This window comes from Pedobacter terrae, from assembly GCF_036946585.1.
Taxonomy (GTDB): Bacteria; Bacteroidota; Bacteroidia; order Sphingobacteriales; family Sphingobacteriaceae; genus Pedobacter; species Pedobacter terrae_C.
On the sequence record NZ_JAQIIV010000002.1, the window covers coordinates 245081 to 262795 of the forward strand.

At 42.8% G+C, this 17715-nt stretch carries 11 protein-coding genes and 1 pseudogene; 6 read left to right on the forward strand and 6 right to left on the reverse strand.

Features of this window, described 5'->3' with window-relative positions; translation table 11 throughout:
• Positions 1-122: 122 nt before the first annotated feature.
• The 6 genes and pseudogenes from PGN18_RS03625 to PGN18_RS03650 all read left to right on the forward strand — a co-directional run.
• Positions 123-677, forward strand: a pseudogene (locus PGN18_RS03625) (SDR family oxidoreductase); the annotation flags it as partial.
• Positions 678-1094: 417 nt separating this feature from the next.
• The gene (locus tag PGN18_RS03630) at positions 1095-1685 is read left to right on the forward strand and encodes an RNA polymerase sigma factor (protein ID WP_335317996.1); all 591 of its coding nucleotides are present in this window, start codon (positions 1095-1097) and stop codon (positions 1683-1685) included.
• Between the two features lie 83 nt (positions 1686-1768).
• Positions 1769-2989 carry a FecR family protein gene (locus tag PGN18_RS03635; RefSeq protein WP_335317997.1) on the forward strand — a complete coding sequence of 407 codons (1221 nt, stop codon included), beginning with the start codon at positions 1769-1771 and terminating at the stop codon, positions 2987-2989.
• A gap of 124 nt (positions 2990-3113) precedes the next feature.
• On the forward strand, positions 3114-6752 hold the full coding sequence (locus PGN18_RS03640; RefSeq protein WP_335317998.1) for a SusC/RagA family TonB-linked outer membrane protein: 3639 nt from the start codon (positions 3114-3116) through the stop codon (positions 6750-6752).
• Between the two features lie 6 nt (positions 6753-6758).
• The gene (locus PGN18_RS03645; RefSeq protein ID WP_335317999.1) at positions 6759-8126 is read left to right on the forward strand and encodes a RagB/SusD family nutrient uptake outer membrane protein; all 1368 of its coding nucleotides are present in this window, start codon (positions 6759-6761) and stop codon (positions 8124-8126) included.
• Positions 8127-8136: 10 nt separating this feature from the next.
• A complete protein-coding gene (locus PGN18_RS03650) occupies positions 8137-10668 on the forward strand; it encodes a zinc-dependent metalloprotease (protein WP_335318000.1) in 2532 nt (843 codons plus the stop codon).
• A 227-nt stretch (positions 10669-10895) separates the two neighbouring features.
• Here PGN18_RS03650 and PGN18_RS03655 read toward each other — a convergent pair whose 3' ends face one another.
• The 6 genes from PGN18_RS03655 to PGN18_RS03680 all read right to left on the reverse strand — a co-directional run bounded on the left by PGN18_RS03655 (position 10896) and on the right by PGN18_RS03680 (position 17697).
• Complete coding sequence (locus PGN18_RS03655; protein WP_335318001.1) at positions 10896-11942, reverse strand: hypothetical protein; 1047 nt, start codon at positions 11940-11942, stop codon at positions 10896-10898.
• A gap of 1016 nt (positions 11943-12958) precedes the next feature.
• The gene (locus PGN18_RS03660; RefSeq protein WP_335318002.1) at positions 12959-13258 is read right to left on the reverse strand and encodes a hypothetical protein; all 300 of its coding nucleotides are present in this window, start codon (positions 13256-13258) and stop codon (positions 12959-12961) included.
• Between the two features lie 60 nt (positions 13259-13318).
• Positions 13319-13777, reverse strand: coding sequence for an XRE family transcriptional regulator (locus PGN18_RS03665; RefSeq protein WP_335318003.1), 459 nt, complete (start codon positions 13775-13777; stop codon positions 13319-13321).
• A gap of 172 nt (positions 13778-13949) precedes the next feature.
• A complete protein-coding gene (locus PGN18_RS03670; RefSeq protein ID WP_335318004.1) occupies positions 13950-16187 on the reverse strand; it encodes a xanthine dehydrogenase family protein molybdopterin-binding subunit in 2238 nt (745 codons plus the stop codon).
• Between the two features lie 21 nt (positions 16188-16208).
• Entirely contained in the window at positions 16209-17228 is a 1020-nt protein-coding gene (locus tag PGN18_RS03675) for an FAD binding domain-containing protein (protein ID WP_335318005.1), read from the reverse strand.
• A complete protein-coding gene (locus PGN18_RS03680; RefSeq protein WP_335318006.1) occupies positions 17221-17697 on the reverse strand; it encodes a (2Fe-2S)-binding protein in 477 nt (158 codons plus the stop codon). Before PGN18_RS03680 ends, PGN18_RS03675 begins: the two co-directional genes overlap by 8 nt.
• Positions 17698-17715 lie beyond the last annotated feature (18 nt).

A 17715-nucleotide genomic window follows, 5' to 3' on the forward strand; every position in this document is an offset into this window, starting at 1 on the left:
TGTAGATATTTGTTATCCCGATAGTTGTTTACAGATAAAATGTTTGAATTTTGCATCTATCGGTTTGATTTGTGCAAACAAACAATGGGGCAATCTGTATCATTTAATGAGGTGCAACGGGTGGAATAGGTTACGAAATCGGCAGTGTGCTGAAGCAACAAGGTGCCGAAGTTGTGATTTCAGGAAGGGACCCGGACAAAGTCGAAAAGGCTGTGCAAAAATTAGGCTTTAACGGTATAAAAGCAGATGTCATTAAAGAGGATGATGTGGTTGCATTATTCGAATTTGCGAGAGAGAAAGTGGGGGGCGTCAATGTACTGATCAATAACGCGGGTATCGGAACCTTTAACACGCTCACAGATACGCATGTGGAGGAATTTCAAAAAATGTGGGAAGTAAATGTGAAAGGCTATTTCCTCGCGGGAAAGCAGGCAGCAAAAATTTTTCAGCAACAACAATATAGTAATATCATCAATATCGGTTCAACGGCATCACTAAAGGGATATGCTAAAGGCTCGGCCTACGTATCCAGTAATTTGCTGTGGCAGGTCTTACCGAATGCTGGCGTGCCGAACTTCGTCCGTACAATGAGGGTGATGCAGATCAATCCCATTGAGGTAATTACTGATTTTATATCAAAAGCCGAATGGCTATCCAAAACGAGGAAAGCAAATTAAAGCCTTTTCAAATTGCCCAGGTGGTTTTAAACATGCTTACATTAAGAGATGTCGGCTTCGTTCCTGATGCATCGATATGGGCAACAAACCTCTAGTAAACAATAGTACAATGTTAGATTTCACACAAGCACAAGGTCAGCATATCTGGATGCCCGGTACCTGCAAAGAGAAATGGGTCAGTTTAACATCTTTCCGGTACATAACTCCCCGGGAAACTACGTGAATTGCCAACCCTATAGATATTAAATTTTACTTATTTGGGAAATAATGTTGATATGCGATTTTGTAGAATTGCCTATAAGTATTATTTTTGTGTTTTATACAAGCTATCACTCACTTGTGTCGCACGCCTGTATAAATACTACTAAAAGCGCTCTGTTATTAACCTAGATATTCATGTACGGTCTCTAATTGGCATTGACAGAAGAATTAACAGAAAAAGACCGGATCCATCATTTGAAGAACGGTCAAGATTCAGCTTTTAGATGGATGTTCGATCAGCATTTCAAAAAAATTTATGCTTTTTGTTTTCGTTTGCTCAAAAACAGAGAACTCGCTGAAGAAGTCTGTCATGATGCGCTTCTAAGTGTCTGGGTTCACCGCGCTAAGCTTAACGAAGATCTACCGCTTGCTCCATATCTTTATACAATCACCAGAAGACTTACCTTAAATGCGTTAAGGAATATTGCAACTTCGGAAAAAATGATGAATCAGCTGTGGCTTGACATTGAAAAGGTGAGTAACAATACGGAGGAATCCGTTATGCTTTCGGATCTAAAACGCTTCACCACTTCATCAATAGCTATTTTGCCTGCGAAACAACAGCTCGTATTTAAACTTAGCAGATACGATGGGTTAAATTATGATGAAATCGGGGAGAAGCTCGGAATATCCAGAAATACGGTTAAGAACCATCTGATTGCTGCGCTGAAGACGCTCCGAAACCATTTTAATACCTCTGATATGGGGTGTTTTCTTGTTCTTTGCTCTTTTCTCATGAAAAAGTGATAAATAATTTCTCTCCGACTAGTCCTATTATTGTTTTGTGGTGTAATCTAATTATAAACGAAATATAAAGGCAAAGTAAAGTTATGGTTAATCCGTCCAGAGTAAATTTTCTGCTTACCCAATATACAGACGGAACTATATCCAGACCAGATTATGATGAATTGATGGGACTGCTCAATTCAGATCGCACAGCGGACGAATTTTTACCTGTGCTGGAACATCTATTTCAGCAGCAGGAAGAGGAGCGCTACCATACCGCTCAGGAAGAAGAGCTTATTTTTCAAAAATTATTAGCAGCAAAATCTAAATTGGTTAAGCGTAATGGCTTAGTTACAGTCAAGGCCTGGATGAGGTATGCGGCCGCTGCAGCAGTATTTTTTATCTTATCTGTAGGCGTTTATTTGTTTACTATTCATCAAAGTGGTTCTGAAGCGATTATCGGAAAAAGTATTGCGCCAGCCAGAGATAAAGCTTATCTCCTAACCACTAACGGTTTACGAATTAACCTGGATAACCTGGCAGAAGGAAAAATTCTGAAACAGGACGGAGTTAATATTTCAAAGTCATCAGATGGGTTTTTAACCTACACCGTTTCTCAAAACGCTCAGGTGGATGAGCACAAGGAAAATTCCATAGTTACACCTAAAGGTGGCCATTTTCAGATTAATCTGCCTGATGGTACGAAAGTTTGGCTAAATGCCGAGTCGAAACTGACTTTTCCAATTAAATTTTCAAAGCAGGGTCGAAGCGTCCGTTTGCAGGGTGAGGCTTATTTTGAAGTGGCCAAAAGTTACTTTACTGCAAAAGCTGGGAAGGGTAAGAGGACTCGTCTTCCATTTTATGTCCTTACTTCCAATCAACGCGTAGAAGTTTTGGGCACCCACTTCAACGTGCACGCTTATCAGGATGAAAGATTTGTTTCAACAACCTTATTGGAAGGTGCTGTAGCCTTAAGTTTAATAGATAAAAAAGGGATAATCTCTTCATCAGCTGTTTTAAGGCCAGGGGAACAGGGTGTTAACAATGGCTCACAGATTAAAATTAATCAAGTAGATATTGAAGAGCAGATGGGATGGAAGAATGGACTTTTCATTTTAAACGGACAAAATTTAGCAACCATCATGAAAGAAGTGTCCAGATGGTATGATGTAGATGTTGTTTTCCAAAATGAATCGCTAAAGCAACACACTTTCAGCGGAAGCATTTCGCGGTTTAAAGATATTTCAGCACTATTTGAAGTGCTGGAGTCAACAGGTTCAGTTCATTTTGCAATTGAAGGAAGGAGGGTATTCGTAAAGGAATAATTTAACTCAATTAAATGAATTGCGATAGAAAAAACCGGGGGTGCGCCAACACCACCGGTCAAAGAATTTAGCGCAATAATGTAAGTATCATACCAAACAATAAACCACTAAACAAACAAATGTAATGAAATTTAAGGATCCGATCCCTTCCTGGCATTCTGCCTGGATAAATAAATCTGTAGTTCGCGCTATGAAGATCACCATATTACTGCTCACGGTTTTTCTTATACAGGTAAAGGCCGAGGGTTTTGCACAGGAAGTAACCCTTCACGCAAAGAATGTTTCCCTGAAAGATCTTTTTTCCAAGATCAGAAGGCAGACAGGTTATAACGTTCTTTATGAAAACAATAAGGTCAATGATGCGGTCAGGGTAACAGCAAATTTCTCAAAGGCACCACTCGTTAAAGTATTGAACAGTGTGCTCGAGTCAAATGCCCTAAGCTATAAAATTGTCAACAAAACAATTGTTGTCCGAAAAGCCGAAATACCTTTAATCGATAAAATTGTAAATTTTTTTGAATCGATAGATATTGACGGTAAAATTCTGGATGCTGAAACGAGGTCGGAAGTTCCCAATGTTTCAGTTACTTTAAAAGGGACGACAAGAAGTGTGCTTGCAAATGAGCATGGAACATTTCGTTTCGCGGGGCTGCCTGATGACGCCATACTCGTGTTTTCCTGCGTGGGCTATGTGACCCAGGAAATCAAAGCCACACCAAATATGGTAGTGAAGCTGGTAATGGCCAGTAGAGAGCTTGATGAGGTGGTGGTATCAACAGGATATCAGACTTTGAAAAAAGTAAGTACAACCGGATCATTTGGTGTGCTTACCGCAAAGGACATTGAACGCCGTCCGCGAATCAATATTTTGGAGGGTATTCAGGGAACAACGCCCGGAGTAAATGTCGACGTCAGAAACAATAAAATTCAGGTAAGAGGAGTAAACTCATTTATTTCCAGCTATTCGCCCTTAATTGTGATTGATGGTTTTCCTGCGATTGATCAAAGCCTAACTACGGTTTCTTCAGGACTGATCAACGGTAATCCAGGCAGCCCGACCGTTACCAATACCTCCGGAAATGCTATTCTAGGTCAGTTTAATCCTGATGATATTGAGAATATCACTTTTTTAAAGGACGCTGCAGCATCATCGATATGGGGAGCAAGGGCTGCAAATGGGGTAATTGTAATCACGACCAAAAAAGGAAGGCGTGGTGCTAATACTATTAATTTCAGCACGACACTATCCACTTCCGCTCCTGCAGATTTTTCGAAGCTGACCTCAATGAATAGCGCTGAATATATCGATTTGGAAAGAGAATTGGTCGACAAAGGTTTTGTTCAGGATCCGGTTGCCGCTATCATAGCCTCTCCGGCAAACGGATACCGCTCCACGCCTGTATCAGAAGCGCAGGAATGGATGTTTAAAGCAAAAAGAAATCCTATATATGCCGCGCAACGTGATTCGGCTTTAAATGTTTTAAGAAACCGGTCAAACGTGAATCAGCTGAAAGATTATCTCTTGCAACGGGCAGTTACGCAGCAATATAATATTTCGTTTTCAGGTGGTACAGAAAACAGCTCTTATTACATCTCCGGAAATTATACTAAAGACCAGCCTATCTATAAGAGCAATGGATCCGAAAGTTATAATGTCAATACCAACTTTACAAATGATTTTTTAAAAAAGCGTATATCACTGAATACTGGTTTGGTTTATACTTATCAGTCAGCAATGGTAAACGGAGCCGCCCTTCAGGCACTTGGTGTAGGGAATTTTGGACTCGCACCCTATGATTTATTGGTTGATGGACAGGGAAACAAAATCTACAGGGGCATTGCCTTTACCAAAAGAGTATCTGATAGCTTAACCAGAACCAAAAATTTATATCCCTGGACTTATAATGCCATTGATGAACTGGATTATAATAGTACCATCAGCAATAAAAATAATATCAGGATGAACGCTTCCTTAAAAGGAATAATCACTTCCTGGATGGATGTAACCGTTTCCGGACAATACCAAAAATCAATCAATGATCAAATCAACCTGCAAAATCTAAATAGTTACGCAACAAGAGATTTAATTAATAATTCAACCAATCCTGCGAATGCGACAAATGCCAGTTTCTTACGGGCAAATGCAGTTCCAAAAGGTGGCGTTTACCGGTCAAGCCGGGGAACTGTAGATGATTACGGACTTCGCGGACAACTCAATATTAATAGGGGATTTGGCGAAGATCATCACCTTGATTTCATCGCAGGAACAGAAATCCGCCAATCAAAATATCAGGGTAGCGAACAAACCTTGTATGGATACGATGAGGTTACCTCCAGTTCGGTACCAGTTAGTACAACCGTAAATTATTCTACGCTTGTTGGATCAAGTGCCCGATTGTCTACTCCAGGCATTGTGTTTAAAAACCGAACGCGATTCTTGTCATATTATTCCAATGGTACCTATAGTTATAAAAGCCGTTACTATTTAAGTGGAAGCATGCGCTTTGATGATATTAATATCCTTGGCGCTGAGCGTAGAGACCGGGCTCGTCCGCTTTGGTCTGCCGGACTTCGTTGGGATGCTAAAAAGGAGCGCTTTTTGGCTAATGTAGAATGGTTGTCTTCACTTACTTTGAGAGGAACATTGGGAACTGCGGGTAATCCACCAAACTCTTCTATTAATTTTACTACCATAACAACTGGTCTTGTAGATAGTTATACACAGTTGCCTTACGCCACCATATCCACTCCTGCAAACCAGGATATTGGTTGGGAAACGACCAAAATGGTCAACGGAGGTATCGATGCATCCATTTTAAAAAACCGGATCAGTTTAACATTTGATGTGTATAGTAAACGCACCACTGACATTTTAATCAGCCAGCCAATTAACGCTGCTTATGGATTTACGACATTAATGTTCAATGGTGGTACGCTTGCAGGTAATGGTGTTGACCTTGGCTTAACAGGCAGGATCATCCAGAATCTGAAATGGAACTGGTCTTCCACTTTGAATTTTTCATATAACACCAATAAAGTTACCGATGCAAGATTTCCGGCGACAACGGCTACTGTTGGCCTGCCGGTAATCACAACAGGGTATCCGATTGATAATCTTTTTGTTTACCGCTGGGCAGGACTGGACAATACGGGCCAATCACAGGTTTATACCGCTGATGGAACGATAATTAAATCCAATAGTCCTGTTGCGCTAAAGCCGGAAGATAGAACATATGCAGGGCGGACAACTGCGCCGTATTTTGGCGGTTTTATCAATACTTTCTCCTATAAAAACTTTGAACTGTTTACCAGGATTACATACAGCCTTGGTCATAAGTTTATCCTACAGAACATCAGTAGTTCAAACTATCCGAACGGGACTTCTTCAACAGGTTTACTCGCTACCAGTAAAACGCTTGTCAATCGCTGGCAAAATCCGGGAGATGAGGCGCTGACTGATGTTCCTGGACTGACCGGCAATAATTTTAACAGCATAAACAGATATATATACGGAGACCTGAATGTCCGCGATGCGGGGAACATTCGTTTTCAGCAGGTATCGCTTAACTATAGCTTACCTCAATACATGCTAAAAAAGGTGGCCTATATTAAAAATTTGAGTGCAGGATTGGGTTTGGCGAACTTAGGTTTGATCTGGACTGCAAATAAAGAACATGTGGATCCCGATTACCAGATGACCGGATCCTTTATCAATCTGCCTCCAACCATCAGTTATGTTTTTAACTTAAAAGTAACGCTTTAAATGCTCATGAAAAAATTATTATTTATACTGGCTATTACATCTTTGATTTTTATAGCGGGGTGCAGGAAGTATGTGGAGATCGCACCTGAACAGCAACGTGTGCTGAGTACTACTTCAGATTATATGATGCTGATGAACAATTCCTTTACCAATGAGCAAAGCTATTATTATCCGGTTCTTTCTGGTGATGATGCCGGAAGTACAGAAAGCACCTGGCAAAACGGGATCAATGTACCGGTTGCCAATGCTTATACCTGGGCAGACCGGGTATTTGGCAGCAATGAAGAAGATTTTGACTGGCAAACTGCTTACAGGAAAATCTTTATCTGGAATACGGTGATCGATGGAATAATGGGTAGCCAGGGTACAGATGCTGAGAAACAAACAGGTTTATCGTACGCGTTGGTAAACAGAGCTTATGATTACTTTGTGCTGGTTAACTTGTACGGCAAGCAGTATGATCGTGCAACCGCATCAACTGATCCTGCTGTGCCCTTGATCCTTGCGCCAAAGTTTCTCACCGATTTGACACGCGCCAGCGTTCAATCCGTTTACGATCAGATTACCACTGACCTGACTACTGCCTTACCTGGTTTAAGGGACGTGCCAGATTTCAATACCAATCCTTCAAAAGCTGCGGCCTATGCCTTGCTGGCAAGAGTATATTTACATCAGCGCGATTTTACAAATGCAAAGCGCTATGCAGAAATGGCTCTGGCTATCAAAAGTACATTGCTTGATCTGAATGCTTATAAGGCAAGCCCTTCTACCTTTCCTTCAAAAGTGCTCAACAGTGAAGAGCTGATGATTAAAAAAACAGGTCAGTATCCTTCGGCTTTTCCGTTGAGTGCCGATGCCGAAAATATGTATGATAAAACAAGAGATCTTCGCTACACCGTATTGACTATTCAGGGATCATCCGGACGCTTTCCCCAATTTACCACCACCAGAGCCTATTATAAAGCATTCATTACCAATGATGGGGGATACGTTGGACCCAGCGTTCCTGAGATCATTTTAATTAAGGCGGAATGTGAGGCCCGTGCAGGGCAATTAACAGCCTGTCTGACAACCTTAAATGATTTTCGGCGTAAGCGTTTTGATAATACGCAAGCTTACCCCGCGCTTTCTGCTTCCTCGGCTGACGATGCATTACGCCTGGTGATTGATGAGCGCAAAAGAGAATTTGTAGGCAGGGGTTTTCGATGGTTTGATCAGCGAAGACTGGCGAAAGACCCCGGTTTGGTTGCTCCGGTGATCAGAGTCTTTAAAGGAATTACCTATACCTTACAGCCCGGCTCAAACCGCTATACCTATGCAATTGCAGATAAGTACATCACCCTGAATCCAGAAATCACACAAAATCCAAGATAAATTTTTACAAATGTTGAATAAAAAATCAGTTTTGCTTGCAACAGCGGTTAGTTTCACTGCTATCTTAACAAGCTGCGCATTGTTTCAAAAGAAAAAGGTACCGGCTCAGGCTACTGTGCCCGTAGACCCCGCTAAGAAAAAGGCGGATAGCTTAAAAAAACTTTCTGCGCTTAAGCCATATCAGGAAATCATCACTTCTGGAACAAAATCCAGCAAAGGTTTTTTTACCGTGCACCAGAATAACGAAAAATACTATTTTGAAATTCCCAATCAGATCTTGGATCGGGATATCTTGATTGTTAACCGCATTTCCAAAGCTTCAGCGGATATGAGAAACGGGAATTCGGGATACGCCGGCGATCAGATTGGTGAAACAGTCTACCGTTTTGAAAAAGGCCCGAATAAGAAACTGTTTCTAAGAAGAATCTCTTTTTCCGAGATGTCAACAGACAGTACCAAGACCATGTTTGCCAGTCTGCAAAAAAATAATGTAAGTGCTATTGTAGCTTCATTCCCTGTACTCACCATGCCAAAAGATTCATCGGCTGTGGTTGTAGAGGTAACTGAATTTTTAAATAGCGATAATGATGTTTTATACTTTCAGAAAAAATACCTGAAGGATAAGGCGGGATTTGCCGCTCAGCAGAACGACAAAAGCTATATTGACTATGTTCATGCCTACGCCAGGAATATTGAGATAGGTGCGGTGAAAACTTATTCTGCCGGATTAAACCCTACCGGATCAAGTTATACCGTTGGTATAAATTCATCGCTGGTTTTGCTTGACAGTAAGCCCATGCGTGCACGAATGGCAGATCCCAGGGTAGGATATTTTTCTACTTCTTTTAGGGATTTTGATGCTGATCCACAAGGTGTAAAAACGATTACCTATGTTAAACGTTGGAAATTGGAGCCAAAGCCGGAAGATATAGAACGGTACAAAAAAGGAGAATTGGTTGAACCGGCAAAACAAATTGTGTTTTATATCGATCCGGTAACCCCAAAAAAGTGGGTTCCTTATCTTATTGAAGGTGTTAATGACTGGCAAAAGGCTTTTGAGGCTGCTGGCTTTAAAAATGCAATTATAGCGAAAGAAGCGCCTACCAAAGCGCAGGATAGCACCTGGAGTATTGATGATGCCAGTCATTCCGCTATTATCTACCGGCCGTCTGCCATTGCAAATGCAATGGGGCCAAGTACATCTGATCCGCGCAGCGGAGAAATTATAGAAAGCCATATTTTCTGGTATCATAATGTAATGTCGGTTCTTCAAAAATGGTATAGAACACAGGCGGGGGCTGTTGATCCCAGAGTTCGGAAGCCTGAATTTGATGATGAACTTATGGGTAACCTGATCCGTTTCGTTTCCTCCCATGAAGTAGGCCATACATTAGGCTTGATGCACAACTTTGGATCAAGTTCAACGGTGCCGGTTGAAAATCTCCGGAACAAAGCCTGGGTGGAAGCCAATGGACACACTCCGTCCATAATGGATTATGCACGTTTCAACTATGTAGCTCAACCAGAGGATAACATCAGTCAAAAAGGGATCTTTCCTCGTATAGGCGACTATGATAAATGGGCGATCAAATGGGCTTATACATGGCATCCCCAATACGAGTCTGCAGAGCAAGAGAGTAAAGCGTTGGTGCAGGAAGTAAGCGATTCACTTCGAAATAATCATAGGCTTTGGTTCGGTTTTGAGGCAGATCCTTATGATCCCCGCTCGCAAAATGAAGATTTAGGTGATAATGCGATGCTTGCGAGTAGTTATGGAATTAAAAATCTAAAGTATATTTTGCCAAAAATTGAAAGCTGGGTCAGCATACCGGGTGATGATAAAAGCAAAATTTTTTCCGCCTATGAAGGAATATGGAGTCAGTATGAATTATATATCGGTCATGTAACCAAAAATATCGCCGGTGAATATAATACCCCAAAAGTTGTTGGAGAAAGTGGAGCAGCAAATGCGCTAACTCCGGTATCGAGACAAAGAGATGCGGTGAAATTCTTAAATGATCAGGTATTTTCAACACCTACATGGCTAAACAATAAAAGCTTAAACTCAAAGCTTAATGTTAAGTTCGGGGTAGAATTGAGCAACATCCAGGAAAATACCATCAATAGTGTGATCACCAGGAACAGGCTCAGCAGAATGCTGACCGCTGAAATGAATCAAAAAAATACTTACACCATAAGTGAGTTATTTACCGATCTCAACAAAGGAATCTTTAAAGAAGTTTACCAGGGGCAAAATTCCGATGTCTACAGAAGGAATATGCAAAAGTTATATGTTTGGCGACTTTTAGTGCAGGGATTTTTCACCAACGATATGGTGCAAATCAATCCACCTGATACCTACCGCTTCACAGTTACCGATATCAATGCGTTAATAAGAAACGAACTAAGGCAGCAACAGACATTATTTAAAAAAGCTTTGTCAAAACCAGGTTTGGATTCAATTAATAAACTCCACCTTAAAGAAATGATCGCATTGATCGATAGTAAATTCAATGCAGAAAGTAGTGGCCTTCTTAAGTAAAGCACGAATGATCTTAACCTGATTTGATTCAGGATTAGTTAATGATGAAATGGTAGTGCCGCGATGGTCTACCATTTTTTTATAGCATATTTTATGGTAAAGCAATCCATGTAAAATCACTATTAGGATCAATATAAGGCTGTTTAATGTAATGATAAGTGATTCAGCCGCCTTAAATTTCACCTTCAAAATGATTAATGATTTTAAACCATTTATCGCATGTAAGTCTACGTTTTTTCAGGAAGATCATGCAAAACTTTCTGCTCAAAATATGGCTGCTCTTCCACCCAGAAAATATAATCAAGGCCCAGATAATCCCGTGAGAATTTAAGAATATCATTTACGGTGTTTTTCTGATTGGTGCGGGGATTTGTTTGCCTCAAGTTTCCGTCCTGAACAGCCATGCCTTTTACCAACTCTTTTGGATATTCCTTAAAGAAACCGTAGGTCTGGTTCATGTGGCTTTTGCGGTAAGGCATCAAGTCTGGCCCGCCGATTCCCATTTTCAAACTTTTAGCTTTGGTAAATAATCTTTTCATGTATCCCTTGTCATCCCATGGTAGCCACTCGCCAGGCAAAAAATTTAAATATACCATTGGTGTAGATCTCCTAAAGGCCTGGGATAGTACAATCATATTGCTTTCAATAGCATCTACATAATTACGCGGATTAAAGTCTGGCGGAAAACTTGTTGTGCCATCGGCAGCTTCTGTACCGATATCAATAGCACTTTCACTAAAATTTATTCCTTCAACCTTCCCATCAAATTCATTTCCTAATGCAAGGATCAATTTCTGAAACTGATCCCTCACCGGTATTTCCCACATTTTTGCTGACCACCCATATTCATCTGCTGCAACCGCTTTATCCGGATCACGTTCAGGTGCCGAAAGCATACTTTGTTTAATAACACCTCCGTTATAGCGCGGATCTTCTAAAATATAATCGGGTACATTTTTTTTATCCGGAGCGAAAGATTTTTCCTGAAGCTGGATCCAAACCTTTTTGCCACCTAAAGCGTTTAGATAGTCTATATCCTCCTTGATGGCACTAAAATCATACTGTTCTTTACTCGGTTCCAAATTTCTCCAGGTATATACTATTTGAGCGCCTGTAAAGCGAGGGTCGAGCAGCGCTTTATCGTCCCGGATGTTCTTGCCCGATTGTTCACGATGACTAAAAAAAATATAGTTTTCCTGCGCAGCTAATTTATTGGCAGCAATAAGCAGTATTGCGGTTGCCACTATTCCCCTTCTAAAAAATGTTTCTATCATAATAAATACGTTTTTAAAACAACTCATCAAAATCTTTAAGTTGTGCTCTACCTGTAACAAATAAAGTTACACTAAACGCCGCCACAGGTTACGATATGATTATTGTCTAATAGCTATAAACGGTAAAATTTTAGTTTTCGCGACAAAACACTTTTTATTTACCTGGGAATGAAGGGCGGAAACCCGATTATCTTTGGACCAAGCTACCTCGATGAGCATATACTTTGTGATTGATGCGTCACGCTGATCTGAATATGATATTTGAGAGCGGTTCGTATCGGATCAGGTTAAAGTGATATTGGAAGAAATTGCAGATTTGGTTCTGCATAAAGATTTTAAGGAATCATCTGAAAAAGACCTTTTGTATGATCAATATCCTAAGTGAGCAGACAGGCCGCGTGGAAGTGCAGTCAAAAATCAATCTAAACCACCAAAGCAATAGGATTTTATTTTTGATTTCTAAAGAGATTCTGGGGAACAGATTGAAGTAAACGCAATACATAGGAATATGTGTTGTTAAAATATGATGATGGCATATTTGAAATAAGGATCAAGTCCGAAAATACTAATAACCGATTATCTATTGATGAAAGACAAGTTGTCTGTGAAATACTTTTAGAAGGAATTTTAGGAGAGGAGTTAAGGATTTACGGGAAGTTCGGCATTCAGCAATGAACTTCAGTTATTTGCAAATCAGCCGTCGGAGGAAAAAGTTAGGAAACCATCACGGAAATCAATCCGTATTTACATGTTATTATACTAAATATGCAAAATGAATATGCCACAGCAGGCAATGATAGGTATACTTCTAAGGCGTTATCAACAGGCTATTTTAATAAAATGCAAGACCACTGCTATTGGTGCGGCTTACCTGCGATTATGATAACCTGATGCTTATCTTGGTAATTGTTCTTTTAATTCTTTTACCAAAAACCAAAAAGATAGCTTTGAGATTAAAAAAGACCCATATACCCACCAAACTAAATTTCGGCCAAGCTGGCCACCTTCCCAATAACTTAGCGGTTATTCAGATGATTCTCAATTTCACCAACGATCTGGTTCAGCAGGGGTGAGTGCAATTCGATCCCTTTTTTTTCAGATTCAAGATCGGGTTCAAACAATGCGATCTTACCTGTAATCTCCCTATAATCAAGCAGCTGCCATTCTTCCCCTGGTGGCCTTAGTGCACCGATCAACCTTCCATCGTGAATAATTTCAAATACACCGTTTTCCTCCTGTATGCTGATTGTTTTACGCTCACCATCCTGATCTATATCCATTTCAAACGGCTGGATGCTTTTGCCTTGTTCTTTCATTTTGATCTGTTGTATAGGGTCTATGATTTAATTTTCAATTTGGATCGGCTGATGTGCAAATTATCTTGAAAGGTAAAAATAAAACATCGCCTTAACGGTTTTGCCCATAGCTTTTTTACCTGTCACCCAGTCCGAAATACTTTCGCGGTCAATGCCGGTTTCAAAGGAAATCTGCTTGATCCGCAATCCCTTTTCCTGCATTTTCTGGTCAATCCATGGAACATCAACTACATCGGCCGGAGCGGGTAGAACAGCATTTGCCGTTATCTGCAGCTCCAATCCAGGAAGCCTTTTTTTGAACAGTTCTGCTGTTCTTTTAAGCAGCACCTGCTGGGTAGCATATTTTCCAGAGGCTGTCTCCCCTTGACTTGTCTCTATTTCTACCATCTTACCGTCAACTGAAACGATTGCGAAATCGATATTGGACTGCTGCGAATGCCGTTCTGCCGCTTTTTTAAGCGAGTTCATCTCATCTGCATTTAAAAGGGAACTCAGGTAGTCTATATTCTGTATACTCATCTTTATCGATTTCGTTTAAAAAATGAAAAGGCCGTTAAAAGTGGCCGTTCCTTTAAAGCTGGGACGAATGCACGGACATGATATCATTTATTGCCGTTTAATCCTTTAGTTTTTCTTGCTATCAATCTCTTACCACTTTTGCTATCTTTTTCCCTGGCTTTGTTGCTGGCAGTCAGATCAATTCATCAAAATGGATCGGAAGCTTGTAAATACGTTTGCCCGTGGCATGATAAATGGCATTGGAGATTGCGGCCGGCATGCCTACTAATCCGATTTCTCCAACACCCTTGGTGCCCAGCTCATTGATCATGCTGTCCTTTTCATCGGCAAATATCACTTCCAGGTCACCAATGTCGGCATGTACGGGGATATGGTATTCTCCCAGGTTAGCATTGATGTATTTGCCAAGGTGCGGATCCATAATAGATTCCTCATGAAATGCCTTACTGATACCCCAGACCATTGATCCAAGGATCTGGCTTTTAGCTGTTTTGGGATTGATGATTTTTCCAGCCGCCACAGCGGTTACTGCCCGGGTAAGGGTGACGGTTCCAAGGTCGCGGTCAACCTCCACCTCCACAAACGATGCGCTGTGTGTTGCCAGGCTGTATTTCCGCAGTTTGAGCATGTGGGGTCTGCCCATTTTTGTGGTTCTGATGGCCGCACCTTTATTAAAGGCAACGATGTCCTTCAGACTTATTTTTAGGGTTGGATCATTTTTAAGATAGATATGGCCCGATGAAAACACGACCTCTTCTTCCTTTACTTTCCTGAAAGGGGAGCCGTCCATCGCCGCTGCTTTTTTCAACAGTTTTTTACGCAGTGATCTGGCAGCAACCACGATGGCAACCCCTGTTGAGGAGGTGATCGCTGATCCGCCTTGGAACATGGAAAACGGTTTTTTGCTGTCCCCGTACCTGAATTCCACATCGGCTATCTCCAGTCCCAGTTCATCTGCTGCAATCTGGGTCATTACCGTTAGGGTTCCTGTACCAATATCGGTAGTGGCATTGTCGACTACCATTTTTCCTTCGCTGTTGATCATGATTTGCACCCTGGAGGGAAACTGGAAGGCATCCCAGATCCCGGTCGCCATGCCGTAACCGACGAGTTTATTGCCGCGCTGCATGCTACGTGGTTCTGCACTGCGTTTATCCCATCCAAATTTTGCCGCCGCCTTAAGGTAGCATTCCCTAAGCGCTTTGCTGGTATATGGTTTTCCTGCCGAGGGATCAACATCCGAATAGTTGAGCAGGCGGAGTTCCAAGGGATCGATTTTGAGTTTATAGGCTAGTTCATCCATGGTGCATTCGATGGCATGGAGTGCCGTACTACCGCCGGGTGCGCGCATATCCATGGGGGTATAAACGTCCAACGGGACAACCTTTTGTTCAAAAAGCGTATTTGGGGCAGGGTAGAGTTTATGACTCCAGTTGGAGGTGGGTTCGGTATAGTCTTCAAAATTCGAGGTTTCGGCAAACGTGCTGTGGCCAAGCGCAGTTAGTTTTCCGTTAATGTCGGTGGCAAAGCGCATCTGTTGTACCGCCGGTGGCCTGTGGCTAAAGGAGAACATCTGCTTTCTGTCCAGTACAACACGTACATTGCTTTTTAAATGCAGGGCGGCCATTACGCACAGGAACAACTGATACTGCGGCCTCAGCCCGGAACCGAATGCGCCCCCGACGAACGGGGCAAGTACCCTGACGTCCTTATAATGGAGCCCGAATACATTGGCGATAAAAAGCTGGTTATTGATCGTGCCCTGGGTTTTATCGTAAATGGTCAGCTTTCCATCCCCCTGGAAAAGGGTTGTGGTTGCAAAGAGTTCAATAGGGTTATGGTGCTCGGTACCATGTCGGTACGTTGAGCTTACCTTAACTGCTGCGTTTTCGAACGCGTTTTCAAAATCCCCTGTTGGGGGCGGGGGTGGTGGTTTAAGTGCGGTTGCCAAGCCTTTTTTAGGCTCCCGGGCCTTATCCAGGTGTTTTTCCAGGCAAGTTTGGTGCGGCTCCTGATGGTAACGTAAAACTATCTTTGTGGATGCATATCTTGCCGTCTCGAAGTCGCGAGCGACGACCAGCGCAACAGGCTGACCATTATAGAGGATGTTTTCATCATATAACGGTTTAAAAACGGTTCCAGGAGGGGCATCCATATCGGTATACTGCAGATCGAACCAGGCAAGTTTAGGGCGGTTGAGGTGCGAGAGGATATCCACCACGCCTGATATGGCCATGGCTTCCGAGGTATCGATTTCCATGATCTTACCCCTGGTGATAGGACTGCTCACCACATAGCCGTGGAGCAGGCCTTCTAATGGGTATTCAGCAGCATACCTGGCCGATCCGGTAACTTTTTCCCTTCCCTCCAAACGGCTAATCGGCCGGCCTACGTTTTTATCTGTATTCATTTTGATCTTGTTAGGTGTTTATTACAATGAGGGTTGTGCGCCGGGAAGCTGTGAATCCGGATCGAGTGCCATCATGCCGTTGCGTATAATGGCATTTTTTGCAAGTTTGATCTTAAAGCGGTTGTATTCAAATGCTACTGCTCCCTGAAGAATAATATCAGCCGCGGCGGCAAAGTTTTCTCGGCATGCCGTTTTTTCGCGCAGAAACTCTTCCGCTTCCAGGGAACGCCAGGGTTTATGAGCCACCCCGCCAAGCGCAATCCTTGCCTCTTTGATGGTATTGCCTTCCATTTCAAGTGCCGTAGCTACCGAAACCAGCGCAAAAGCATAAGAGTGGCGGTCACGGAGTTTGAGGTAGGAATAGTTTATGGGAAAGCCTTTTTCGGGCAGATCTATTGAGGTAATCAATTCACCTGGTTTCAGATTGTTGTCAAGATCGGGCCTTTCGCCGGGCAGGCGGTGGAAGTCTGAAAATGCCAGGCTGCGTTCGCCGTCCCCACCCGTTGTATTGATCCTGGCCTCCAGCGCGGCCAATGCTACGCACATATCCGATGGAAACACGGCAATACAGGCTTCACTGGCACCCAGGATGGCATGCATCCTGTTGTAACCCTCCCTTGCCGGACAGCCCGATCCCGGGACCCTTTTGTTGCAGGGTACCTGATGATCATAAAAATAATAACAGCGCGTACGTTGGAGCAGGTTGCCCCCGTTACTGGCCATGTTGCGGATCTGCGCCGAAGCGCCTGCCAGTATGGCCCTGGACAACAGGGGATATCTGGATTCTATAATGGGGTGGTAGGCAGTTTCAGCATTTTTTACGGCGGCGCCCAGCCGGAAACCTCCATTTTCAAGTTCACTGAATTCCGAGAGCGCAGCCAGCTGGCTGATGTCGATCAGCGCCTGAGGGTTGACCAGATTGTACTTCCATAAGTCAAGCAGGTTGGTTCCGCCGGCGATGAAGGCGGAAAGGGGCTGATCATTGTTAAGCTGGATGGCAGCAGGGACATCAGGAACGGTTAGAAACTTGAAACTATTCATAACTTCCTCCATCTTTTACCTGCATGATTGCATCTATGATGCCCACATTGGCCCCGCAACGGCAAAGGTTGCCGCTCATCAGTTCCTTCACCTCTTCTCGGGAGGAGGCCCTGCCCTCCGATAAAAGGCCTAAAGCACTGCACAGCTGTCCCGGAGTACAATAGCCGCATTGGAAGGCATCATGGTCGATAAAAGCCTGTTGCAGGGGGTGAAGACCAGTTTCGGTTGCAATTCCTTCTACAGTAGTGATTTCTGCCCCGTCTTTCATCACCGCCAGGGTCAGGCAGCTTAAGATGCGCTTTCCCCCGCAGATTACTGTACAGGCGCCGCACTGTCCATGGTCACAGCCCTTTTTGGTTCCGGTCAGATCCAGGCGGTCACGTAAGCAGTCCAATAGGCTGACCCAGGGGCGGATATTAATGCTATGGTGCTCGCCATTTATTTTCAGGGTAATTAAATGGTTTTCCACCCCTTGGGGCTGCGGGTG

Coding starts and splice junctions, on each gene's coding strand:
- PGN18_RS03640 (WP_335317998.1), top strand. CDS start 3,114: ATGAAATTTAAGGATCCGATCCCTTCCTGGCATTCTGCCTGGATAAAT.
- PGN18_RS03635 (WP_335317997.1), top strand. CDS start 1,769: ATGGTTAATCCGTCCAGAGTAAATTTTCTGCTTACCCAATATACAGAC.
- PGN18_RS03665 (WP_335318003.1), bottom strand. CDS start 13,777: ATGAGTATACAGAATATAGACTACCTGAGTTCCCTTTTAAATGCAGAT.
- PGN18_RS03645 (WP_335317999.1), top strand. CDS start 6,759: ATGAAAAAATTATTATTTATACTGGCTATTACATCTTTGATTTTTATA.
- PGN18_RS03675 (WP_335318005.1), bottom strand. CDS start 17,228: ATGAATAGTTTCAAGTTTCTAACCGTTCCTGATGTCCCTGCTGCCATC.
- PGN18_RS03660 (WP_335318002.1), bottom strand. CDS start 13,258: ATGAAAGAACAAGGCAAAAGCATCCAGCCGTTTGAAATGGATATAGAT.
- PGN18_RS03655 (WP_335318001.1), bottom strand. CDS start 11,942: ATGATAGAAACATTTTTTAGAAGGGGAATAGTGGCAACCGCAATACTG.
- PGN18_RS03670 (WP_335318004.1), bottom strand. CDS start 16,187: ATGAATACAGATAAAAACGTAGGCCGGCCGATTAGCCGTTTGGAGGGA.
- PGN18_RS03650 (WP_335318000.1), top strand. CDS start 8,137: ATGTTGAATAAAAAATCAGTTTTGCTTGCAACAGCGGTTAGTTTCACT.